This window comes from Catalinimonas alkaloidigena (assembly GCF_029504655.1).
Taxonomy (GTDB): domain Bacteria; phylum Bacteroidota; class Bacteroidia; order Cytophagales; family Cyclobacteriaceae; genus Catalinimonas; species Catalinimonas alkaloidigena.
Genome location: NZ_JAQFIL010000001.1, coordinates 6,866,654 through 6,888,371, shown reverse-complemented (window position 1 = coordinate 6,888,371; position 21,718 = coordinate 6,866,654). Strand labels below are relative to the sequence as shown.

At 42.5% G+C, this 21,718-nt stretch carries 25 protein-coding genes; 18 read left to right on the top strand and 7 right to left on the bottom strand.

Going from position 1 to position 21,718, the window contains the following annotated elements:
- Positions 1-90: 90 nt before the first annotated feature.
- From OKW21_RS27925 to rsgA, 4 genes are all read left to right on the top strand, one after another.
- A complete protein-coding gene (locus OKW21_RS27925; RefSeq protein WP_277486174.1) occupies positions 91-543 on the top strand; it encodes a Fur family transcriptional regulator in 453 nt (150 codons plus the stop codon).
- A gap of 48 nt (positions 544-591) precedes the next feature.
- Positions 592-1,221, top strand: a complete 630-nt coding sequence (locus tag OKW21_RS27920) for a peroxiredoxin (protein WP_277486171.1) — start codon at positions 592-594, stop codon at positions 1,219-1,221.
- Positions 1,222-1,440: 219 nt separating this feature from the next.
- A complete protein-coding gene (locus tag OKW21_RS27915; RefSeq protein WP_277486169.1) occupies positions 1,441-2,652 on the top strand; it encodes a 3-deoxy-D-manno-octulosonic acid transferase in 1,212 nt (403 codons plus the stop codon).
- Complete coding sequence (rsgA, locus tag OKW21_RS27910; protein ID WP_277486167.1) at positions 2,633-3,577, top strand: ribosome small subunit-dependent GTPase A; 945 nt, start codon at positions 2,633-2,635, stop codon at positions 3,575-3,577. Before OKW21_RS27915 ends, rsgA begins: the two co-directional genes overlap by 20 nt.
- Here rsgA and OKW21_RS27905 read toward each other — a convergent pair whose 3' ends face one another.
- Both OKW21_RS27905 and OKW21_RS27900 read right to left on the bottom strand, forming a co-directional pair.
- Entirely contained in the window at positions 3,578-4,114 is a 537-nt protein-coding gene (locus OKW21_RS27905; protein ID WP_277486165.1) for a DUF421 domain-containing protein, read from the bottom strand.
- A gap of 179 nt (positions 4,115-4,293) precedes the next feature.
- The gene (locus OKW21_RS27900) at positions 4,294-5,163 is read right to left on the bottom strand and encodes an alpha/beta fold hydrolase (protein ID WP_277486161.1); all 870 of its coding nucleotides are present in this window, start codon (positions 5,161-5,163) and stop codon (positions 4,294-4,296) included.
- A 166-nt stretch (positions 5,164-5,329) separates the two neighbouring features.
- On the opposite strand from OKW21_RS27900, the gene OKW21_RS27895 reads away from it, so the two are divergent.
- Both OKW21_RS27895 and OKW21_RS27890 read left to right on the top strand, forming a co-directional pair.
- On the top strand, positions 5,330-5,746 hold the full coding sequence (locus OKW21_RS27895; protein ID WP_277486158.1) for a hypothetical protein: 417 nt from the start codon (positions 5,330-5,332) through the stop codon (positions 5,744-5,746).
- An 18-nt stretch (positions 5,747-5,764) separates the two neighbouring features.
- Positions 5,765-6,415 carry a DUF2306 domain-containing protein gene (locus tag OKW21_RS27890; protein WP_277486156.1) on the top strand — a complete coding sequence of 217 codons (651 nt, stop codon included), beginning with the start codon at positions 5,765-5,767 and terminating at the stop codon, positions 6,413-6,415.
- Between the two features lie 102 nt (positions 6,416-6,517).
- Here OKW21_RS27890 and OKW21_RS27885 read toward each other — a convergent pair whose 3' ends face one another.
- Both OKW21_RS27885 and OKW21_RS27880 read right to left on the bottom strand, forming a co-directional pair.
- Complete coding sequence (locus tag OKW21_RS27885) at positions 6,518-6,862, bottom strand: hypothetical protein (protein WP_277486155.1); 345 nt, start codon at positions 6,860-6,862, stop codon at positions 6,518-6,520.
- A 2-nt stretch (positions 6,863-6,864) separates the two neighbouring features.
- Positions 6,865-7,440, bottom strand: coding sequence for an RNA polymerase sigma factor (locus OKW21_RS27880; RefSeq protein ID WP_277486154.1), 576 nt, complete (start codon positions 7,438-7,440; stop codon positions 6,865-6,867).
- A 207-nt stretch (positions 7,441-7,647) separates the two neighbouring features.
- Between OKW21_RS27880 and OKW21_RS27875 the strand changes: the two genes are divergently transcribed.
- From OKW21_RS27875 to OKW21_RS27850, 6 genes are all read left to right on the top strand, one after another.
- On the top strand, positions 7,648-8,211 hold the full coding sequence (locus OKW21_RS27875) for a hypothetical protein (RefSeq protein ID WP_277486153.1): 564 nt from the start codon (positions 7,648-7,650) through the stop codon (positions 8,209-8,211).
- Positions 8,212-8,217: 6 nt separating this feature from the next.
- A complete protein-coding gene (locus OKW21_RS27870) occupies positions 8,218-8,523 on the top strand; it encodes a winged helix-turn-helix domain-containing protein (protein ID WP_277486152.1) in 306 nt (101 codons plus the stop codon).
- A gap of 3 nt (positions 8,524-8,526) precedes the next feature.
- Positions 8,527-9,027, top strand: a complete 501-nt coding sequence (locus OKW21_RS27865) for a DUF2306 domain-containing protein (protein ID WP_277486149.1) — start codon at positions 8,527-8,529, stop codon at positions 9,025-9,027.
- 31 nt (positions 9,028-9,058) lie between these two features.
- A complete protein-coding gene (locus tag OKW21_RS27860) occupies positions 9,059-9,835 on the top strand; it encodes a TMEM175 family protein (protein WP_277486147.1) in 777 nt (258 codons plus the stop codon).
- 331 nt (positions 9,836-10,166) lie between these two features.
- Positions 10,167-10,808: a hypothetical protein gene (locus OKW21_RS27855; RefSeq protein ID WP_277486145.1), complete on the top strand. Its 642-nt coding sequence runs from the start codon at positions 10,167-10,169 to the stop codon at positions 10,806-10,808.
- Between the two features lie 107 nt (positions 10,809-10,915).
- Positions 10,916-11,638: a DUF72 domain-containing protein gene (locus tag OKW21_RS27850; protein ID WP_277486143.1), complete on the top strand. Its 723-nt coding sequence runs from the start codon at positions 10,916-10,918 to the stop codon at positions 11,636-11,638.
- A 14-nt stretch (positions 11,639-11,652) separates the two neighbouring features.
- Here the strand turns inward: OKW21_RS27850 and OKW21_RS27845 are convergent, their stop codons facing one another.
- A complete protein-coding gene (locus OKW21_RS27845; RefSeq protein WP_277486141.1) occupies positions 11,653-12,369 on the bottom strand; it encodes a hypothetical protein in 717 nt (238 codons plus the stop codon).
- Positions 12,370-12,527: 158 nt separating this feature from the next.
- Here OKW21_RS27845 and OKW21_RS27840 point away from each other — a divergent pair, with 158 nt between their 5' ends.
- The 6 genes from OKW21_RS27840 to OKW21_RS27815 all read left to right on the top strand — a co-directional run bounded on the left by OKW21_RS27840 (position 12,528) and on the right by OKW21_RS27815 (position 20,226).
- Positions 12,528-13,445 carry a response regulator transcription factor gene (locus tag OKW21_RS27840; protein WP_277486139.1) on the top strand — a complete coding sequence of 306 codons (918 nt, stop codon included), beginning with the start codon at positions 12,528-12,530 and terminating at the stop codon, positions 13,443-13,445.
- Between the two features lie 383 nt (positions 13,446-13,828).
- The gene (locus tag OKW21_RS27835; RefSeq protein WP_277486135.1) at positions 13,829-14,182 is read left to right on the top strand and encodes a PadR family transcriptional regulator; all 354 of its coding nucleotides are present in this window, start codon (positions 13,829-13,831) and stop codon (positions 14,180-14,182) included.
- A complete protein-coding gene (locus OKW21_RS27830) occupies positions 14,167-15,267 on the top strand; it encodes a CPBP family intramembrane glutamic endopeptidase (RefSeq protein ID WP_277486130.1) in 1,101 nt (366 codons plus the stop codon). The genes OKW21_RS27835 and OKW21_RS27830 overlap by 16 nt, the downstream gene beginning before the upstream one ends.
- Positions 15,268-15,330: 63 nt before the next feature.
- Positions 15,331-17,007 (top strand): arylsulfatase, encoded by a 1,677-nt coding sequence (locus OKW21_RS27825; RefSeq protein ID WP_277486129.1) that lies wholly within the window; start codon positions 15,331-15,333, stop codon positions 17,005-17,007.
- Between the two features lie 174 nt (positions 17,008-17,181).
- The gene (gene pafA, locus OKW21_RS27820; RefSeq protein WP_277486126.1) at positions 17,182-18,813 is read left to right on the top strand and encodes an alkaline phosphatase PafA; all 1,632 of its coding nucleotides are present in this window, start codon (positions 17,182-17,184) and stop codon (positions 18,811-18,813) included.
- Between the two features lie 169 nt (positions 18,814-18,982).
- Positions 18,983-20,226 (top strand): IS3 family transposase gene (locus OKW21_RS27815; protein WP_420870126.1). Its coding sequence is split into 2 segments (ribosomal slippage): positions 18,983-19,346 and positions 19,346-20,226, totalling 1,245 coding nucleotides; the frame shifts between segments, so codons are not numbered across the junction.
- 38 nt (positions 20,227-20,264) lie between these two features.
- On the opposite strand, the gene OKW21_RS27810 is transcribed toward OKW21_RS27815, so the two are convergent.
- Both OKW21_RS27810 and OKW21_RS27805 read right to left on the bottom strand, forming a co-directional pair.
- A complete protein-coding gene (locus tag OKW21_RS27810) occupies positions 20,265-21,125 on the bottom strand; it encodes an alpha/beta fold hydrolase (RefSeq protein WP_277486123.1) in 861 nt (286 codons plus the stop codon).
- Entirely contained in the window at positions 21,115-21,657 is a 543-nt protein-coding gene (locus OKW21_RS27805; RefSeq protein ID WP_277486121.1) for a TetR/AcrR family transcriptional regulator, read from the bottom strand. The genes OKW21_RS27810 and OKW21_RS27805 overlap by 11 nt, the downstream gene beginning before the upstream one ends.
- Between the last annotated feature and the right edge of the window lie 61 nt (positions 21,658-21,718).

Here is a 21,718-nt window from a genome sequence, read left to right as displayed (position 1 = left end):
GTAGAGCATGAAAACATTCAATACTAAAGCAGAAAAATTTCTACCTGAGAAATTTTCTCCATTGAATAGAATATATACCTTTGCAGCTTTATGAAAGAGCAGTTGGAAGACATACGTGAAATACTGAGTGGGGCGGGGCTGAAGGCGACACAGCAACGTATGGTGGTATATCAGGCATTGCTCAAAACTATGAACCAGCATCCTACTGCAGAAAGAATTTTTGAAGTGGTTCGGCCCCAAAATCCCAGTATCTCTTTAGGTACAGTCTACAAAACGCTGGATACTTTTGTGAGCAGTGGGTTGGCGGGAAAGGTGGCTTCTGATGCAGGTTTTATGCGCTACGATGTAAATATGGAGCAGCATAGCCACATTTATTGCAGCAATACCCAGGAGATCATTGATTATCATGATGAGGAACTGGACCAGCTGATTCAGCAGTACTTTGAAAAGAAAAATATCAGAAATCTTAAGATCAAAAACATTCATGTGCAGATCAACGGCTTAAAAGAAGATCCTGCACAGGAAATAGAGATCAGCAATTGATTCTAAATAAAGTAAAACCAAATATTCATTTTTAATTAAATTTTATCTATGTCATTAGTAGGAAAAAAAGCTCCTTTGATCAATGCACCGGCGGTTGTCAATGGTGAGGAAATCGTTGAGAACTTTTCACTTGATCAGTATATCGGCAATAAATACGTTGCGTTTTTCTTCTACCCTAAAGATTTCACCTTTGTATGTCCTACAGAAATCCTGGCTTTTCAGGAAAAACTGGCAGAATTTGAGAAGCGCGATGTAGCGGTAGTAGGCTGCTCTTGCGATACCGAAGAAACACACCTGGCCTGGATGATGACTCCTCAGGAGGAGGGTGGTATTGAGGGTGTAACTTACCCTGTTGTCGCTGACGCTGCCAAAATAGTCGCCAGAAAATTTGGCGTGCTGGCCGGTGAATACGATTACGACGATGAAGGTGAGCTAATTTTTGAAGGTCTGCCGGTAGCTTATCGTGGAACGTTCCTGATAGACAAAGAAGGAACTGTAAGACACGAAACCATCAACGACCTTCCGCTGGGAAGAAATATTGACGAAACACTTCGCCTGGTAGATGCCCTGCAATATGTAGAAAAGCATGGTGAAGTTTGCCCTGCAAACTGGGAAGAAGGCAAAGAAGCCATGAAGGCTACAAAAGAAGGTGTTTCTGAATATCTCTCTAAGAAGTAAGTAGAACAAATTCTTGAACTGGAAAAGCTCTTCCGCTCAGGGAGGGCTTTTTTTGTGGAAAAAGCATAACAGTAAAATTCTAAATTCGTTTACTTCATTTTTAAAGAAGTAATTGTATATATCATTCACTACTTAAGGGAATGGATGTGCGTCAGTACTAAACCGGACTAAAAAACAAAAATATTGTTTGCATATAGAATCATAGTAAGCCTGATTAGGTTGGCACTATGGATAAGCTACCCTTTTTCAGCGAGTAACAGGAAGTTTTTAAAGGGAAGAAAAGGTGTTTTTAACGAGCTCAAAGCCTTTAGCCAAAGCCGAAATCCACGTCAGCCTGTGTACTGGTTTCATTGTGCCTCATTGGGTGAATTTGAGCAGGGGCGACCTCTGATGGAGGCTATGAAAGAACAAAACCCTAAGCTACAGATTGTACTCACTTTCTTCTCACCCTCAGGCTATGAAGTACGCAGGAATTACGAAGTAGCGGACCTGGTATGTTACCTGCCGCTGGATGGGAAACGTAATGCCGAACGCTTTCTGGATTATATAAAACCAAAGGCAGCATTCTTTATCAAATACGAATTCTGGTACGGCTATTTATCCGTTTTAAAGCAGCGAAACATCCCTTCCGTATCAGTATCAACTTTGCTAAGAGAAAATTCAGCCCCTTTCCGCTGGTATGGCAGTTTCTATAGAAATATGCTGCGCAAAGTGAGCTACTTCTTTCCGCAAGACCAAAATACAGTAGACTTGCTGAAAAAGATTGGCATCAACAAGGTGAGCCTGGCAGGCGATACCCGCTTTGACCGGGTAGCGGATATCTGCAGTCACGTGCCGAAAAACGAGCTTGCTGCAGCTTTTAAGGGAGAAAGCTCTACTATGGTCATTGGCAGCAGTTGGTCAGCCGATATGGAGGTCCTTCTTCCCTTCATGAAAGAAGTGGTAGATGATATCAAGTTTATCATTGCTCCTCATAATATAGAGGAAGAAGTACTGCTAAGGATAGAAAAAGAGCTACCTTATAAAACGGTGCGCTATTCAAAAATCAAAAAAGAAACCATAACCAACTACAGGGTACTGATCATTGATAATGTAGGGATGCTTACCTCACTGTACCGCTATGGCGAATATGCCTACGTAGGAGGAGCTTTTGGAAAAAGTCTGCATAACATTCTTGAGCCTGCTACTTTTGGTATGCCCATCTTCTTTGGAGATAAAAGCTACCGACATGTCAATGAAGCCAATGCTTTACTTAAACGAGGAGTAGCTTTTACAGTAGGTGACTTTAAGGAACTAAGAATGAAGTTTAAGCACTTCTTTAATCATGAAGAGAAAAGACAGGCTGTGGCTGCTGACTGCCGTGCCTATATACAGGAAAATACAGGAGCGACTAAATTGATTATGGAGTATATTGCAAACAAAAAGAAGTGAGTTGGAAGGTAAAGTAATCAAATCAACCGGATCATGGTACAATGTATTAGCTGAAGATGGGCAGGTCTATCCCTGTCGTCTGAGAGGCAAGTTCAAAATTAAAGGGCTAAAAGTGACGAACCCGGTTGCGGTAGGCGATAAGGTGGAACTGGAATTAGAAGAAGGAGAAGAAGGTACAGCGGTGATCACAGATATCCACCCAAGAGAAAATTACATCATCCGAAAATCCACCCACAAAAAGCATCACGGTCATCTGATCGCTACTAACATTGACCAGGCAGTGTTGCTTGCCACCCTGATACTGCCTCGCACATCGCTGGGTTTTATTGATCGTTTTTTAGTATCTGCCGACTCTTTTCGTATCCCTGCCTTGATTGTTTTCAATAAAAAAGACATGCTGGAAAGAGAACAACAACAGCAACAAAAGGAGCTGATGGAAATGTACGAATCTATCGGATACCCATGCATGGAAATCTCTGCTTTTGACCAGCAGGATGTAGCAAATGTAAAAGAGGCATTGCTGCACAAAACCAGTCTTATTACGGGGCATTCGGGAGTGGGAAAATCTACTTTACTCAATCAGATAGATCCTTCTCTGGAACAGAAAACAGCTAAGGTTTCTACCTTTGCCAACAAGGGCGTGCATACCACTACCTATGCTGAGATGTTTGCCATAGAGAAAGATACTTTTGTGATAGATACGCCCGGCATCAAAGAGCTGGGGCTGATGGACATCAATGAGGGTGAGCTTAGCCATTACTTCCCGGAAATGCGAGAACTGCTGGGCGAATGCAAGTTTCATGACTGTACCCATACCCATGAGCCGGGCTGTGCGGTGATGGATGCCGTAGAAGAAGGAAAAATTGCGGGCAGCCGCTACTATAGCTACCTCAGTATGCTGGAAAATGAAGATACACACCGGTAGTTATGCTAACTTAGAAACCCCCTGCACTCCTTTCAGAATATCTGTATCAAGTTGGGCGTCTTCTCCGGTATGGAGGACTGATACATCACCGGTAGTTTCAAAAACCACTGCTTTTACCTGTTGATAGTTAAGCACATTGGCTTCCCGGAGTTTGGAGCGCAGGTCGTCTTCGCTGAGCTGTGCCTTTCGTAGGTTTTCATGTAAAATATTTGGGCCATCCATGAGCAAGAGCGGCTGGTTGTCTACAGCATTGTTAAACCAGCTTAGCCTCTGCCTGAGTACTGCTACAATGAGTTGCAAAAAATACAGACTTAGCAAGGCCACTGCGCTCTGCACTACGCTGGGACTTTTGTTGATGATGGTAGAAGATAATAAAGTACCCACTGCTACAGTCATGGCAAAGTCAAAAGCTGACATTTTGGAGAAGCTGCGCAAGCCAAATATGCGAGTATAAATGATCACCAGAGCATATACCAAGACTGTAGAAACTACGGTAGGCAGCAGCACATCAAAAGAAGAAAAAATCCATTCTTTCATAGAGAATCAGGTTAAAAAGTAAAGCAAAATCAAGGAGCATATACTTTATACTCAATTACATAATTTGGAAAAGCCATATATGTTCATCTTTTCCATGAAATAGGGGAGAAATTTGCTAAGCAAGATATGCACTGCTTATAAATCAGTATCTTTGTTTTCTCTTGGTCTTGGTTAGTGGGTTAGGATTTACCTACAAAAGCGCTCAAGGCTTTGACCAATTGCTCACTGGCTTCTTCCTGGGGAAAGTGGCCGCTATTGGCGACTCGGATGACATGCTTATCAGTCAGCAGTTTTTCCCAGCGCTTTAGTTCTTTTTCGCGAAAGCCAATGTCTTTCATGCCCCAAAAAAGTAAAGTAGGCTTATCTTTAATTTTATTTCGCTGTTCCCAAAGTTGTCGTAACCAATTGGTTGATCCAGTAATTTGCCCGGGAAAAACCCAGTTGCCTTTTCTATCTGTCCTTTTTTTAAGAGGGGCACGATAATGTTTCCATATGTCTTTGGTGAAAGCTTCTTTATTACCTACAACAGCAGGCACAATGACACGATTGAAAAAGTCAAAACGCCTAATCAGCCATTTACCCATTGCGCTTCCCATAAACCCGCTGAAAGCACAGTAGTACCAGTCGTCATCCACTGGCCACATCCAGGTGTTCATAAGCACCAGGCGCTTTACATTTTCCGGGTACCGTAGGGCATAATATAGTCCGATAGGACCTCCCCAGTCATTCAACACGAGGGTGATGTTGCGAAGACGAAGTTTACAAATAAACAATTCAAACTGCCGGGCATGGTCTGCAGGCAGATAAGACCAATCCTGAGGTTTGTCAGAAAGCCCAAAACCGATAAGATCGGGGGCTATGCAACGATAATTATTGTCTAAAGCTTTAATCTGTTTTCGGTAAGCAAAAGACCAGTTAGGATTGCCGTGTAGCATTACTATGGTCTCACCGCTGCCTTCATCTACATAATGCATACGCCCTGCCGGAAGGTCAATCCAGTGAGGCGAAAAAGGGTACTCCATGCGATCAAGCCAGGCTGGTGGTTGCATATGGATAAATGTATAATTTTAAATATTAGTAAACTGTTTATCTGTCAATTTTCCCGTTGGTCCCCTTTCTTTTCCTGCTCATCCAATAAGAATAGTAAGTTTATGCTGTACCAAATACATTGCTGTCATAAAAAAAGTAAGAAGTGAAATCTTAAAAGACAGTGATATGACATACATCACCAAATTAATGTGCGGTATCATTTTGTTAACCGTCCCGACCATTCAATACGGAGGTTACTTTCTTTTACAGCTTTTGGCGGGGAAACATACGGAAATGGGCCTGAATACATTCCAAAAATCTATGTTTCGCGCCGGGCATGCTCATGCCGGAGTAATCGTGATCTTGTCACTGATAGCACAAATTCTGGTGGATTATGCAGCACTCCCCAAAGCCTTGGAATGGTGGGTACGCATAGGCTTTCCTCTTTCTGCCATTTTGATTTCAGGAGGCTTTTTTGGAGCTGCGGCAGGAAAACAAGTCACCAAACCTACCCCATTGATCTGGCTTCTGTATGTGGGTGCCATTGTTCTCTTAATCTCGTTACTGAGCCTGGGAATCGGGCTGATAAGAAACAACGGGTAACATTTTAACAATAATATCATGGAAATATTTCGCACTATCTGCCTGCTGCTCCATATCGCCGCTGGTTTTACGGCATTAGTAGTAGGTGTTTTCGCCTTCAGTTCTCCTAAAGGAGGAAAAGTACATCGGGTTTCAGGAAAAATATATGTGATGGCCATGTTGGTAGTGGCTTTCTCATCCTTCGTACTGGCCTTGATACGTTTCAACCCTTTCCTTTTCATGGTAGGGGTATTTACGCTTTATATGACCGTAAGTGGTTATCGTGGTCTGGCTAAGAAGCAGCGGAATCAGTCTAAGAAACTGGATTGGATACTGATCGTTTTTTCTGCAGTGATGGCAGCCTATATGTTGCTAAAATTATTTACTATGCCGGGTGGAGGTTTGCAAGGGTTTATGCCGGTAGTATTGGTCTTTTCACTTACTTTATTTGTATTTATCTTCAGAGATATTCAAATCTACTCAGGCAGCATAAGTATGAATGCTAACAAATGGCTGCTGTATCATATCGGACGTATATCCGGAGCCTATATTGCTACATTCACGGCTTTTCTGGTAACTAATATTGAAACTGATCCCGTTTATATCGCGTGGCTACTGCCCACCGTCGTGGGAAGTTTTGTGATTGCTTATTTTCAGCGTAAATACAAACTAAAGCCCCGTACAGTATAATAAGCTTTGCAGCAAGTAAAGCGATAAAATGCTGATTGAGGAATACAGGAAAAATGAGAAGCACAAACAGATAAGGCGCTCAAGGCGCCTTGTTCCATCCACTTATGCCGGTTCCATTTTTTCTTTGTCTTTATGCTGATGACAACGGCCCCAGAAGCTGTTTTTAAATTTCTCTTTTTCTTCAGGTGTCATCTGCTCCCATTTACGGTTAAATTTCTTTTTCCAGGCCTGACGGCGATAACGATGACCGCCACCCCAGCCCCCCCGGCCAAAGCCTACCAAAATTTTAGCCAAAGCCAATAAGCCTACGGCCTGTATAAAATTAATTTGCGGGCCATCAAAAATTTCGGGCACCAGCCAGTTCCAAAGCAGCATTACTGCTAAGCTGAAGACCAAGGCTATGGCTATCGCAAAGAATACAAACTTTAAGATCCATTTGAACTTCATGGCTAGAGATCGTTATAAATGTCTTTCAACTTTTTTCTTAAAAACTGCACCGCATAACGCTTGCGTGATAGAAGTGTATTGATGGAGTCACCGGTCATTTTTGACATTTCACGAAAGCTGATGTCTTCAAATTCATGCATCACAAATACTTCTCTCTGTGTTTCGGGCATTTCTGCCAGTGCAACCTCCAGCGCTTCCCAGATGATATTACGCATCATCGTATCTTCCGGGTCTATGTTCATATCCGGAAGCAATTCTTCCAGTCCCAGGGCTTCATCGTCTTCCGCATCACGGGGACGAAGCTGACTGAAAGTTTCAGGTTTCTTTTTACGATAGAGATCGGCAATCTTATTACGGGTCACCCGAAATAACCAGCCGGTTACCCTTTCTATGGATTCTATCGTGCGGTATGCCTGGGTGAACTGAAAGAAAACATCCTGTAGGATATCTTCTGCGTCGTCACGGTCAGGTACCCGCTGACGGATAAAGTTGAGCAAACGTCCTCGCTCTTTGTGCACAGTACGTTCTATTTCAAGATTCCGTCTATCGGCTAATGATGTAATTGATATCGCGTCCATTTGATTTAATGTCGTTATAAGGCACAGTTTTATTGTACGGCAGAAAAAGAATAGTGTTGAAGTGCGATAATTCTTGATGTCATGGTTTTTTTTCAACTATAGCGCTTAGAAGTGTAACACTATCGACCATTACGATAAGATTAATTTCACAACATAATTTAGTTTATATCGTAAACTAGTTTATAACAGTACTAAAAAAGTATACTCATGGCAAAACAAACGTTCACCGAAGCAGAATCATGGAATATAATTCAGGAAATGATTGCCAATGCAAAGCAGGAAATCCGCAACGATAGTTTTTATTTTTTACTATGGGGATGGCTGGTTCTGATTGCCAGTCTGGCACATTTTGCATTGTTATATACCTCATATGAGCATCCTTATAGCGTATGGTTACTCATGATTGTGGGGGCAGCGGGCACAGTATATAGATCCAGAAAAGCTCATAAAAAGTATAGAGTACGTACTTACGTTGATACTTTTATCATTAATTTGTGGATTGCCATCTCGGCAGGGATTGTGATCAGTTTACTCAGCGCAGGATTCGTAACTGGATGGCAGGCTGCATACCCTTATATAATCTTACTGTACGGCATCGGGACTTATTTGTCAGGAGTAATTTTCAAGTTCAAACCACTGAAGATCGGCGGAATAATTAGCTGGTGCATAGCACTCGCTGCTTTTTTTGTCAGCTTTCCTGTTCAGTTATTGCTGTTGGCTTTGACCACTTTAGTAGCCTACCTGATTCCCGGTTATCTTATCAAAAAGTAGAGGAGCATGACTGATTTTAAAAAGTTAAACCCTCTGCTGCACTCACAACTCAGGTTGGCAGTAATCTCGCTGCTGGTGGGTGTGGAAGATGCAGAGTTTACCTATATCAAAGAAAAAACAGGTGCTACTGCAGGTAATCTCAGCGTACAGATCAACAAGCTAAAAGAAGCAGGATACATAGCGGTAAAAAAATCATTCAAAGATAACTACCCACTTACCCGTTGCAGCATCACAAAAGAAGGCGTAAGGGCATTTGAAGAGTATGTGAATGCCCTCCAGACCTACATAGATCAATCAAACAAAAATAGCTAGGCTATGCATACTTTATTTCACGATTGGATAGGCTTCGTACATTTGATGGCTTCCATTTTGGCTCTGGCCAGCGGCACCCAGCTCATGTGGATAAAGAAAGGCACTAAGCTGCATAAGCAGATTGGGTACTTTTATACTATCCATATGCTAATCGTTTTCCTTACCTCATTTTTCATTTATCGGCTGTTCGGAGGATTTGGTATTTTTCATATAGCAGCAGTTGCAGGCTTTTTAACTTTATTGGCGGGCATGATACCAGTAATCACCAAAAAGCCTAAAGGCAAGTGGCTGGGGCTGCATTATTCTTTTATGTACTGGTCAGTGATCGGTTTGTTCGCTGCATTTGTTTCTGAAACCCTTACCCGTATTCCTGAGACACCTTTTTATGGTATGTTAAGCTTGTCTACTTTTGGCGTAATGCTGGTAGCAGCTATTTGTTTTGTCCGCTTACTAAAAAGATGGAATAAGCGGTATATGCCTGAAAAAAAGCTGGGACATCACTAAATTGTAGAGCGCCGCAAAAAATAAAATTACCATGAGAGCCTGGCTGAGAAACAAACAAAGCAAAACAGCTGATTATATATTTTCTCAAAGAGGGACCGAATCTTCCCGCCTGGAGCAGTTGAGCGATGGTGTTTTCGCGCTAGCCATTACTTTATTGTTGGTTTCTCTGGAGACGCCCAAAACTGGGGACGAACTAGTCTTATTCGCCAAAGATTTTCTTTCTTTCGCCCTGAGTACCATCATACTTATTGTCATCTGGTATAGTCATTACCTTTACTTTCTCCGCTATGGTTTGCGGGACAAAACGACTACAATCATCAATACCTGGCTTTTGGTGGTGGTTTTATTCTTTGTCTATCCCCTCAAGTTTATCATCAGCTTTATGTTAGGGTACCTGAAGTATCTGTTTCTGATGACTTTTGGTTTTGACTATGATCAACAGGCGTTCATATATCTGGTGACAGAAGTGAGTAGCTGGGAAAAGCTTCCCTTCATTATGATGATTTATAGTGGCGGTTACCTGGCGCTGATGCTGAGCTTTGCATTTTTTTACCGCCATGCATATAAGAACAGGGAAGCATTGGCTTTAAGTCCGGAAGAGGAAGAAAAGACCTGCTTACTTATGATGCTGTGTTTTATACAATGTAGCGTAGCATTGATATCAATTGTTATCGCTTTTGGCGCTACGTTTTCATCAATCCCCTGGCTGGCGATACTGGCAGGTATGGTCTATTTTCTGCTTGGCCCTCTGGTTTTCGTGTTTGAACGAGTGTTCAGGAAAAGAAAGCAACGAGCTCGGCTTGACTAGGCTCGCTTGAAAACACCCTTTTCTGTGTAAATGCTTACATGAAATAAAAGCTTTTCCAGTGGTTTAGTGCATATAAAATATGGCCAAAGAAAGGAATTGTTGTAACAATTAAAGAATATTTGAATTGGTGGTACTTCTTATTCACTCCATTAATTGTCAACTTTTAGCTATAATTCCTGGCTTTTTGAAAATTTATTGAAGTAAATGCTTATATAAGGAATTGTTTATATTGTTAATAATTATTTAAACAAAACAATATTTTATTACTACATAACTAATCAAAACATCATTTCGTTATAAGAATTGTATTTCAGTAAATCCACAAAAAGAGATGAAAAGAATTCTACTAACGGTCATTATGACGGGCTGGGCCTTTATTGTAATAGGGCAGGTCCCGAAGCTACATCAATTGTACTGGAGCAAAGGCAGTATTGTCCTTGAGAATAAAGAAGCAGTAGAAGGGTTAACCAGCTACTACCCCAGTCTGGATGTAGTCTTCTTTAAAGGAAATGACACACACCAGGTCAAAACCTACCACATCAGTCGTATTGTAGGGCTGCGTTTTTTTGATAATGGCATGCTGATCCATCGAGAGTTTGTAAAACTGGACAGACCTAATCTACAAGGCAAAGCGCTTTTTGAAGTGATACCGGTCAGAGACTTCGTTGTACTGAGGGTTCCGGAATCAAGAAACTACCAGTATGACCACAGAAGCCGACAGTACATCGACCAGCAGGGAGAGTTTACGGACTACAGGTACTGGATAGCGCGGGAAAAGTCTCATCAGGCAGGTAGTCTGGATGTGATGCCGAGATCAGAGGCGAACAAGCTTATAGCTTATATCAGGGCAGGTGATTTGGATTGCTATGATCAGCAGGACCGGGTGCTGATAGAAGAATTTTATCAGGAGAAAGTAGGAGATAAGCTGGCACAGAAAGGGGAGAATAACCTGATTTCATTGTCGTCAGAATAATAACTTCCTTAAAGTCAGCAAACTCATTTTTTCGGTTTATTCAAACATGCATCGTATGTTTTTGCTTACCCAAGATAGAGAAATAATCAGGGTAACAAGCATAAACTATGAGTATTCATATAGGCACTTCGGGCTGGAGTTACAATCATTGGGAAAATGTGTTATATCCCCCCGATACACCTCCTTATGAGCGTTTATCCTACTATTTACAGCACTTCCAGTCGGTGGAACTCAACAGTAGCTACTATCGCTGGCCTAAAGTAAACACCTTCAAAAGCTGGAGGAAAAGGTTACCGGAAGGCTTTCTGATGACTGTAAAAGCTCCCCGGGGGCTTACTCACGCTAAAAAGTTATACGGACCGGAAAAATGGCTGCAAACCATACAGGCAGGCTGGCATGGACTTTTGGAAAAGCGAGGAATTTTTTTAGTTCAACTTTCTCCGCTGATGGCATATGATTACGACCGACTGGCCTTTTTTCTGGACAAGCTACCCTGGTGGATGCGTACTGCCGTGGAATTACGCCATCCCAGCTGGCACAGAGAAGAAGTGTTTCAATTGCTGGAACAGCATCAGGTAGCTTACTGCATCATGAGTGGGGCTTATCTGCCCTGCATCCTCAAGACTACCGCACCCTTTGTGTATGTACGTTTGCATGGCCCGGACCATCATCATCTGTACGGAGGCTCCTACTCAGATCAGGATTTGAGCTGGTGGGCTGACCGCATCAGGGAGTGGCAGTACCAGGGCAAAGAAGTATTTGTCTACTTTAATAATGATGGCGGAGGCAATGCAGTAAGGAATGCCTGGAAGCTCAAAGCACTGTTATAAACTTTGAGCTCACTTTAGCCATTTTGTTCGGGCTGATTCGTCTCCTGGATAAGGAAAAGGCTATCGTCGGTCTCCTGCAATACCGCCTCATACATAGAAGCGAAAGAAGCTTTGATCCACATGATTGCGGGTATTACCCCTACAAAGAAAAGCAGAAGTCCGCCAAAAAAGATAAAGATGGAGGTGAAGCCTAACGCGAATATTTTCCATCCGTATGTTCGGGTCATCTTCCAACTGGTTTCTACTGCTGCAATAGGATCCAGATCTTTATCCATCACCAGGTAAGAAACAAATACCAGGCGACATGCTACGATAATACCCGGTATGATAAAGGCTATCAGTGCCATGCCCACCAGGGCTGTGGCCAGCAGGTTTACGAGTACAATGGTTACAAAATTATTAAAGCCAATGATGATGTTTCTGACATCTATACGTTGATTACGTACTGCCTGAACGAACAGTAGGTCTGCCCCAAAGCCAATGACCGGAACAAATAAAAGCCAGTAAGCCAGGCCCAGAATTTCAAAGCCTATCGGCCAAAACATATCAGGATTCCACTCATCGGGATGATCAGAGATATTATTCCTTACCATTTCCATTGGCGCATCCACTATGGCCAGCACTATAACGATCAGGAAGAAAGGAAGAAAATATTTTTTCATAGTTGCCCAGCCGTAAGAGAGGCTTCCCTTCCAGCTGGGATTCGGAATTGTTTGATCTATATCGTTCATCTTGTATGGGTTATTGTTGAAAAGAACATACCCAAATGAAAGAAAAACCTGCATAGCAGCATAGCTACTTTAGTAGTGAATTGGTAAATCAATACTTTAGTAGTAGGGCTAAAAGGCTGAGAAAAGCTATTTTTAGGCTAACCAATACATTCAATCGCATGGAACTTCAGCGACTGCTGATCTGGATCTGTTTTTTCTTCTGCCTTGGCCTTACCGTAGGAGGAGTGCTGGTATTCTTTCGGCAGAAGGAAAAAGAAAACCTTCCGACAGTTCGCTTCCTGCAGTATTACCTGATCATGATGTATGCTTTTGCTTACTATGTCATGTGGAGTGATGTATTTATCCGCCTGCTGTTTCCCATGGAAGACAAGGCCTTTATCTCTAAAATCTCTAATTTTTTAACGCTCATCAGCACCCCTTTTCTGCTGATTGGTTTGATTATGCTGATCGTATGGGGACTGCGGCTGCTGAAAAAGAAATCCATACCCCTGATCATAATGGGTAGTATGCTGGCAGTGCTGCTGATCGTTTTGCCTTTTCTCTTAGACCAGCACTTTGATGTGTTGCAGCATACGGAGCAATTGTTTGCCCTCTTGATAATAGCAGTAGTGTTATTTTCAATGCTTCAGTTAGTATTTTTCCCGATCCATTATTTTAAAACCAGACTTAAAATTCTGCTGATCCTTATTCTTCTTTTATCGGCCATTGTCCAACTGCCATTAATTTTCAATTTATTAAATCAGGCTGTATGGGAGCTGGGCTATATTTTTCTTTTCTTTCTGGTAAACACAGGTCTGGGAGTATACTTTGTTTATGTAGGAGATTTTCCCGGACCAAAAAGAGAGCGTCAAAAAGCGATTTCTTTTGAGGATTTTGTGGAAAAATACGGGATCACCGCCCGCGAGGAAGAGGTTATTCTTGAGATCTACAAAGGCAAAACCAATCGTGAAATCGCTGATTGCCTGTTTGTCACCGTGCAAACCATTAAAGACCACACCCACCGCATTTATCAGAAAACGGAGGTAAGAAACAGAAATCAACTGGCTACATTGCTGCGGGGCTTTGAAAATACATAAACAGCCTTTTTGATAAGACAATTATTACTTTCTCCAGCCATACGCCTGATAATGGACATTTCTCCCCGCTACACAATCATAGAAACGACATAATGAATTTTACCTTCCTCTACTCAGGATTGCTGAAAGAAATCTAACTGGCTGGGTCGCTCTGATGAAAATGCTAATTCAGCGATGTGATTTTCTGAAATAGTCTGCGCCTGAATAGATATGGATACAATCAGGCAAAGAAGTAAAGTGATACGATAGGTCATATGATTTAGATTGTAGTAGGCACTATGAACAATGATATTAAAGCAGGAGAATAAGCGAAATGATGAGGATATGAAAAAAATATTATATATAAGATTGCAATATATTATAGTTTTATATATAATTGTCTTATGTATTCACAAGAACTGATCAAAGGTACTGTTACGCCCCTCATTTTAAAATTATTATCCGACAACAAGCGCATGTACGGATACCAGATTACGCAATCCATCAAAGAAGCTACCGAAGGGAAAGTGATGCTGACTTTAGCAGCCATCTATCCGGTATTGCACAAGCTCAAAGCCAGTGGTGAACTGACCACTGAAAAAGAAAACGTTGGAAAGCGGGTACGTATCTACTATTCGCTGACTGAGCAGGGAAATGAGACAGCCCGGGAAAAGCTCAAAGAATTTGCGGATTATCTGACAACTATGAAATCACTGCTGGATCTCAAACCCGGATTACAAAAATGCCTGACGATCTAGCGTTGCTCAATAAAGCACAGGTAAGAAGCATCAAAGAAAAGATCAGTCAGAAAGGGGTGGAAACTCCTGAGCTACTAGAAGATCTACTGGATCATTTTTGTGTGGCTATTGAAGAAGAGATGAAAGGAGGAGGGAGCTTTGATTCCGCTTTTGCACATGTATTTGATAGTCTGCAGGAAGATGAACTAAAAACTACCGAGATGAAAACACAAGAACTTCTGGAAGACAAAAAAATCTTTTATCCTGATTTCAGACAAAGCTTAGGTTTGATGATCATGATAGTAGGATTAGTAATATTGTGGAGTGTAGGTGTCATGATCGTATTGGGTGTGTTGACCGCTGTTGGTATTATTGAAGGAGGAGGTGAAGCACATCGTAACCTGTTTATGGAGCAATACTATCCATTGATAATCACCCTAAGTAATTTGCTTGTATTCGGAGCTGTAATTGCATACGCTATCAGAGAAATCAGGCAAACACAAATCAGCGCTCCAGTCTTTTCTTTCCGCGCTGTACCGGCTTATGTGTATGGAATAGGGGTATTGATTGCTGTTTTAAGTCAGTTTTGGCTAGACCCTGTCGCTATGATCTCTATTCTTCCGGAGGAAGCTATGGCAGATCATATGGAAAAGATCAAAAATGCCAGTCCTGTGCTGATGATTTTAGCTGCCTGTGTCAATATAATCCTCTTTGAATTACTGTTCAGAGGGATTATTCTGAAAGGTTTACTGATGACCACCACTCCGCTCAAAGCCATCCTCTGGAGCAGTTTTTTTTGTGCATGTGTAGGCTTTCAGTTACCCCTATTTTTCTTTTTGATCAGTCTGATACAGGGCTGGGTTTATTGGAAAACCCGCTCATTGTATCCCACTATACTACTGTTTATTACAGGAACGATTTTCAGTTATGGAGCTTCACTATTAATAGGCAATCCTGCAGAAAGTAATTTTAGCTGGTGGCAATATGTTGGGCATAACCTGGCGATCTACCTTCCTTTGGTCATAGGCTCATTTCTGCTGACTTTGGGTTTATTTTACTATCTGCACAAAAGATTGAGCGTGGTAACTTCTTCATCAGAGAGATGATAATTTAACTGGAAATGCCTAATATAAGGTTGTGAATAAGCGATAAAGCAAAATACACAACCTATGCATATCAGATTTTTCCGGCAAAGCCTCTTAGCAGGGATATTCATGATCAGCCATTACCTGCTTAGCTCCTGCGATTCATCTCCATCCACTCAGGAAGAAAACACTACAGCAGCAGACCAGCGGCCTAATATTCTCCTCATTATGGCCGACGATATGGGATATTCAGATATCGGCTGTTACGGAGGAGAGGTCAATACTCCCAATTTAAATCAGCTGGCTGCTAATGGATTACGTTTTTCACAGTTTTATAATACATCCCGCTGCTGCCCTACCCGGGCCAGCCTCATGACCGGCTTATATCCGCACCAGGCAGGTATAGGTCATATGATGGATGACAGGGGAACCAATGGTTACAGAGGAGACCTTAATCGCCAAAGTGTAACTATTGCGGAAGTACTGAGGGCATCGGGCTATGCTACTTTTATGAGTGGCAAATGGCATGTTACCAGGCAGGTAGGCCAATGGAGTGGAGATAGTTCGCTGACATCAAAACACAACTGGCCCATGCAAAGGGGCTTTGAGAAATTCTACGGAACCATTACCGGAGCAGGAAGTTTTTATGATCCTATTACACTTACTGAAGGTAACGAGCCCACCAACCCAAATACAGAAGATTATTATTATACCGATGCAATCAGCAGCAAAGCCATACAGTTTATCAAAGAACATGAAAAAGAGGACCAACCTTTCTTTGGCTACATAGCCTATACTGCTCCTCACTGGCCTTTGCATGCCCTACCCGAAGACATTGCCCGCTATGAAGGGCGCTACGACATCGGTTGGGATAGCCTTAGGCAGGAGCGCTTAGCCCGCATGCGGGAAATGGGACTGATAAAATCAGATTGGACACTTACTCAGAGAGATGAGCGCGTGCCTGCCTGGGAAGAGGCTGAAGATAAAGCATGGCAAAGCCGTCGGATGGAAGCCTATGCCGCGCAGGTAGATCGTATGGATCAGGGAATCGGAAGAATCGTAGAAGCATTGGAAGAACAAGGGAAACTGAAGAACACCTTGATATTTTTTCTGGCAGACAATGGGGGTTGCGCTGAGGAATTATCCGAAGGGTGGGGAAAACCGCTTTTTCGGCCTGACAAAAGCAGAAATGGTGAGGAAGTAGTATTTGGCAACGAGCACCGGGATGTGATGCCCGGGCCGGAAGAGACCTACCAGAGCTATGGCGTACCCTGGGCCAATGCCTCCAATACCCCCTTCCGCCTCTATAAACATTATGTACATGAGGGAGGTATCTCAACGCCACTCATTGTGCATTGGCCCTCAGGTATTGGCGACAGAGGAGCGTGGAGGTCCGAAGCGGGTCATCTGATAGATATCATGGCAAGTTGTGTAGACGCAGCACGGGCTGATTATCCTGAAACTTACGCCGATGAAAATATCCATCCTATGGAAGGAGTAAGTCTTCTTCCCGCTTTTGCAGGAGATACCCTGCAAAGGGAAGCCATTTATTTTGAACACGAAGGCAATCGTGCAGTGCGCAAGGGTAAATGGAAACTGGTTGCCAGGGGCAGAGAAGGTGACTGGGAACTCTATGACATGCAGGCAGACCGAAGTGAAACGCATAATCTGGCCGTTGAGCACCCTGAGTTAGTGGAAGAGCTTTCAGGCGTGTGGCAGCAATGGGCAGAGCGAACGCAGGTAGTTCCCTGGCCGGTCTAGCACAAAATTTCTGTGTTAATACACGGCTTTTTCAGCTTTTCAATGGAATCTGCAGAAAAGAATGAGATATTTGACCGTTTGAAAATCATGTCTTCATCATTCTTGTTATAGGCATGTAAATTTCTAAGCTATCTTTTTTGTTGAATTGAAATACTGAATAAAATGTTAAAAAAAATGATGCTGCTGTGGGCACTGGCCTGCTTCAGCTTATTCACAGCCTCCGCCTCCCCCAATACTGACCCTTCCGAGCGACCAAAACTGGTGGTCGGCATAGTGGTAGACCAGATGCGCCAGGAATATCTACTGCGATTTTATGATAAGTTTGGTGAAGATGGGTTCAAGCGTTTGATGAACCAGGGTTTTATGGCACGTAATGCCCATTATAATTATATTCCTACCTATACCGGTCCCGGCCATGCTTCTGTGTATACAGGTACTACCCCGGCTACCCATGGTATTATTGCCAATGACTGGTACAGCCGCGAACTGAAGCGATCTGTATATTGTGCTGAAGATACTACCGTCTTGGCCGTGGGAGGCTCAGAGAGTGCCGGTCAGATCTCTCCACGGAATATGCTGAGCAGTACCATTACCGATCAGCTTAAAATGACTACGCAGGGCAGGAGCAAGGTGATTGGCATTTCTATTAAAGATCGCGGATCCGCCTTACCTGCCGGTCACAGGGCTGATGCCGCCTACTGGTACGATGGAAGCACTGGAGAAATGATGACATCCACATTCTATATGGAAGAGCTCCCGCACTGGGTCAAGCAGTTTAACAAGCAGAAACTCCCTTCAAAATATTTGAGCCAGACCTGGAATACACTTTTGCCGATAGAGGAATATACAGCCAGTAGTGAAGATGAGAGTGAATATGAGGTGAGATTCTCAGATGATAGAGCAGCAGTTTTTCCTTATGATCTGAAAGCACTTAATAAAAATGCTAAGGGCTATGGTTTGTTGAGCTCTACACCCTTTGGCAACACTTTGGTGATAGATTTTGCTAAAGCAGCGTTGGAAGCAGAATCTTTAGGACAAGGAGGAGAAACTGATTTTCTGGCGGTCAGCTTTTCTTCTACCGACTACATAGGACATGCTTTTGGAGCTCAGTCCATTGAGTTGGAAGATACTTACCTCAGGCTGGATCGTGATCTGGCTGACCTGCTGAATAGCCTGGATGAGCAGGTGGGAGAAGGCAATTACCTGGTATTCCTTACCGCTGACCATGCCGTAGTGGATGTTCCCAAGCTGCTGGTAGATGCAAATATGCCTGGTGGATACCTGGAGATTTCAAAAATTGGTAATATCATTCAGCAGAAACTTATACAAAAGTATGGGGAAGGTAAGTGGATTGAGCACGCCAGCAGCCAGCTTCTTCTTGACCATCAGCTGATTGAAGAAAAAGGAGTGGATTTGGAAGAAATACAGGATTTTGTAGCCGATTGTCTCATGGATTTTAAGGGGATTAAAGAAACCTATACCGCTACTAGCATGCGTAAATTTGAATATACCCGCGGACAGCGAAAATTACTTCAGATGGGCTATAATTTTCAACGTTCCGGAGATGTGCTGTTTACCATAGAACCAGGCTTTTTGAATAGCAGCCGAATGCAGGGCACTTCTCATGGTACGGGCTATAATTATGATACGCATGTGCCTATGCTGTTTTACGGCTGGGGGATTAAGGAGGGAGAAAGTGTGCAGTACCATCGGATTACCGATATTGCTCCTACGCTTTCAATGCTACTCAACATAGCCTTGCCCGATGGGGCCGATGGGCAGCCGGTGCAGGAATTATTTGAATAAACGCCAACAATTAAGCCAAGAGCATATAGATGATAGTAGATCTGCCAGATTTTCGAAATCTGACAGATCTGTAAATAATCTCAGTCCTTCCGAATGCTCAAAGTTTGGAAGGGCTTTTTTTACTCTTCTGTCTCGTCCTAAAATAAGTTGACAGAAGCTTGACTTATTTATGAAAAGACATCAAAATGCAGAAGAATCTCAAAAAAAGCGCACGCAACGGGACTATACACTGGGCTTTAAATTATCGGTATTAGATCAGGTAGAAAAAGGCGAACTGAGCTATAAACAAGCCCAGCAGAGATATGGTATTCAGGGAAGGAGTACAGTTTTAGTTTGGTTAAGAAAGCATGGGAAGCTAGATTGGAGTAAACCTTCACACAACATGCATCCTATGCCTAAATCCAAAGAAACTCCTGCCCAGAAGATTAAGCGTTTAGAGAAGGAGCTGGCCGATGAGAAGGCCAGAAACCTGATTCTGAATAGGATGATCGACATCTCTGATAAAGAATATGGGACGGCGATCCGAAAAAAGTTTTCCCCCGGGCAACAAGAGAACTCCAGCAAGAGCGCCAAGTAAGCCTGGCATCCTCTTGTAGTTTGTTCGGGGTAAGCCGTCAGGCTATCTATCAGGGAGAGAGACGATATACCCGACGTACATCAGTACTGCTGAAGGTAAAAGAATTAGTAGTTGATACGCGTAGACGTATGCCTCGCATAGGTACCAGGAAACTGTACTACTTGCTTTCCGGTGCGTTTGATACTATGGGCGTCAAGATTGGTAGAGATGGGCTGTTTTCTTACTTGCGCCAAGAGCGTTTGTTGATAAAACCCAGGAAGAAGTATACCAAAACCACTGACTCCAAACATTGGCTCAAAAAATACCCTAACTTGTATCAGGACAAGGTGTTTATCAAGCCGGAGCGTTGTTTTGTCAGTGATATAACCTATGTGAAGTCATCGGAAGGGATACATTACTTATCGCTGGTCACCGACGTCTATTCAAGAAAAATTATGGGGTATCATCTCAGCAAGGACATGAGTAGTGAAAATGTAGTAAAAGCTCTTCAAAAGGCTGTCAGTAACAAAATGAGTGATCAGAATACTATCCACCATTCAGACAGGGGGCTACAGTATTGCTCAGAAGTATACCAGAAGGAACTACGAAAAAACAAAATGATATCCTCAATGACAGAAGGATATGATTGTTATCAGAACGCACTGGCTGAAAGAGTGAATGGAATTTTAAAAGATGAGTTCTTACTTCATAAGTGTAACACCTTCAATGAACTCTCCCAAGTCATAGACGAATCCATAAAAACGTATAATCATGAAAGACCACACTTAAGTTTAGGGTATCAAACACCTGAATTTGTACATCAAAATGCCACTGAAGAATATCTCCAGTGGTCTTAATTTTAACACTAAAAAGTGACAACCTATTTTAGGACTAGTCATTCTTTTAAAAATTGATGGATATACTGTAAGACCTCCAGCGGTTTCTCCTCCTGCACGAAATGTCCGCTTTCTATTTCAACGATTTTAGCATCAGTAAAATATTCTCTCCAGCGCTTTAGCAATACAGTGCTCAACAACGGATCTTTATTACCCCAAACTATCATTATAGGTTTTTCTTTGAGGATTTGCTTTTTCTCCCAAAGCTGGGTAAACCATTCGCTGCTGCCCAATAGACCTTTGGCAAAAGCTAGAGGCCCGGAGCGGGATTTTGAGTCCGGAAAAGCCCGTATGTATTGCTGGTGGGTTGATTTGCTCAGCCTGGATTTGTCATAAAAAGCTTGCCTGATCAATACTCGTGGAGAGAAATTAAAGTACTTGTAAAGCCATTTCCCCAAAATGCTAGCGGCAATCTTTCCTGCTCTTACAAATTCAGGATAATCATTTAACGACCACATCCAGGTATTGAATAAGATTACCTTTTTTACATGCGCTGAGTGTTTGAGTAAATAGCTCAATCCAATAGGTCCGCCAAAATCATGGACTACCAGTGTAAAGGATTTGAGTTTTAGATATTCAATCAGACTATCCAGTCTTTGGGCATGTGCTGCTGGTGTATAGTCAGCATTCGGCGGCCTGTCGGAGAGGCCAAAACCAAGGTGGTCTACAGCAATGCAGCGGTGGCGTGTTGACAAGTCTTTAAGCAGTTTGCGATAAACATAAGACCAGACCGGCGTACCATGCACAAAGAGAATCACATCTCCTTTACCCTCATCCACATAATGCAGACAGCCGTTTCCGGTATTAAAATACTGAGAATGAAAAGGGTAACCCTCTCGGTCTACCCAACTATCGTTCATGCTGAGGTGATTTATACTTTTCCAGTAGGAGCGCAGCCATTTTGTGAAGGGGGTACTTTTCGTTAAGCAAATAATGAGCGGCTAAACCATCTATGGTGGCGTATAAGAGAATAGCTTCCGGCATAGGTTGCGCGTAGCCTAACTTTTCTAGTATCATGCTGAGTTCGGTCAGAATATAACTTTTAATTTCTTCCTGTTCGGCTTCAAACTTCTGCATGGTAGTTTGCTGCATGCGAAGGCTATGAATAAGCCGCCAATGCTGCTTTTTTTGATGAAGTACCTGGAAAACATTTTTAACCAAAGTTTTCAAAGGCTCTTCAGCATCTCTGGGAAAAGTAAAAGAAATTTTAACATCCTGAAGGCCTTCCAGCAGGATTACTTCAAGCAGTGCATCTTTACTTTTAAAGTAATTATACATTAGGCCCAGGGAAATATCCGCCACTCGGGCGATTTGCCGGATTGAAGTATTTTCATATCCATTTTTGCTAAAAAGGTCTAATGCGGTAGCTATTATATGATCTCTGGTAGCCATATTAAGATGATTGAACGTTTGTTCAAAAATAGTGATTTGTTTTTAATGAACAAGTTCTTCG

Bases quoted from the DNA above. Each gene is read 5' to 3' on its own strand.
- OKW21_RS27835 (WP_277486135.1), top strand. From the start codon at position 13,829: ATGTATTCACAAGAACTGATCAAAGGTACTGTTACGCCCCTCATTTTA.
- OKW21_RS27850 (WP_277486143.1), top strand. From the start codon at position 10,916: ATGAGTATTCATATAGGCACTTCGGGCTGGAGTTACAATCATTGGGAA.
- OKW21_RS27920 (WP_277486171.1), top strand. From the start codon at position 592: ATGTCATTAGTAGGAAAAAAAGCTCCTTTGATCAATGCACCGGCGGTT.
- pafA (WP_277486126.1), top strand. From the start codon at position 17,182: ATGATGCTGCTGTGGGCACTGGCCTGCTTCAGCTTATTCACAGCCTCC.
- OKW21_RS27865 (WP_277486149.1), top strand. From the start codon at position 8,527: ATGCATACTTTATTTCACGATTGGATAGGCTTCGTACATTTGATGGCT.
- OKW21_RS27905 (WP_277486165.1), bottom strand. From the start codon at position 4,114: ATGAAAGAATGGATTTTTTCTTCTTTTGATGTGCTGCTGCCTACCGTA.
- OKW21_RS27845 (WP_277486141.1), bottom strand. From the start codon at position 12,369: ATGAACGATATAGATCAAACAATTCCGAATCCCAGCTGGAAGGGAAGC.
- OKW21_RS27825 (WP_277486129.1), top strand. From the start codon at position 15,331: ATGCATATCAGATTTTTCCGGCAAAGCCTCTTAGCAGGGATATTCATG.
- OKW21_RS27810 (WP_277486123.1), bottom strand. From the start codon at position 21,125: ATGAACGATAGTTGGGTAGACCGAGAGGGTTACCCTTTTCATTCTCAG.
- OKW21_RS27925 (WP_277486174.1), top strand. From the start codon at position 91: ATGAAAGAGCAGTTGGAAGACATACGTGAAATACTGAGTGGGGCGGGG.
- OKW21_RS27805 (WP_277486121.1), bottom strand. From the start codon at position 21,657: ATGGCTACCAGAGATCATATAATAGCTACCGCATTAGACCTTTTTAGC.
- OKW21_RS27870 (WP_277486152.1), top strand. From the start codon at position 8,218: ATGACTGATTTTAAAAAGTTAAACCCTCTGCTGCACTCACAACTCAGG.
- OKW21_RS27840 (WP_277486139.1), top strand. From the start codon at position 12,528: ATGGAACTTCAGCGACTGCTGATCTGGATCTGTTTTTTCTTCTGCCTT.
- OKW21_RS27895 (WP_277486158.1), top strand. From the start codon at position 5,330: ATGACATACATCACCAAATTAATGTGCGGTATCATTTTGTTAACCGTC.
- OKW21_RS27830 (WP_277486130.1), top strand. From the start codon at position 14,167: ATGCCTGACGATCTAGCGTTGCTCAATAAAGCACAGGTAAGAAGCATC.
- OKW21_RS27875 (WP_277486153.1), top strand. From the start codon at position 7,648: ATGGCAAAACAAACGTTCACCGAAGCAGAATCATGGAATATAATTCAG.
- OKW21_RS27880 (WP_277486154.1), bottom strand. From the start codon at position 7,440: ATGGACGCGATATCAATTACATCATTAGCCGATAGACGGAATCTTGAA.
- OKW21_RS27860 (WP_277486147.1), top strand. From the start codon at position 9,059: ATGAGAGCCTGGCTGAGAAACAAACAAAGCAAAACAGCTGATTATATA.
- OKW21_RS27885 (WP_277486155.1), bottom strand. From the start codon at position 6,862: ATGAAGTTCAAATGGATCTTAAAGTTTGTATTCTTTGCGATAGCCATA.
- OKW21_RS27890 (WP_277486156.1), top strand. From the start codon at position 5,765: ATGGAAATATTTCGCACTATCTGCCTGCTGCTCCATATCGCCGCTGGT.
- OKW21_RS27855 (WP_277486145.1), top strand. From the start codon at position 10,167: ATGAAAAGAATTCTACTAACGGTCATTATGACGGGCTGGGCCTTTATT.
- OKW21_RS27900 (WP_277486161.1), bottom strand. From the start codon at position 5,163: ATGCAACCACCAGCCTGGCTTGATCGCATGGAGTACCCTTTTTCGCCT.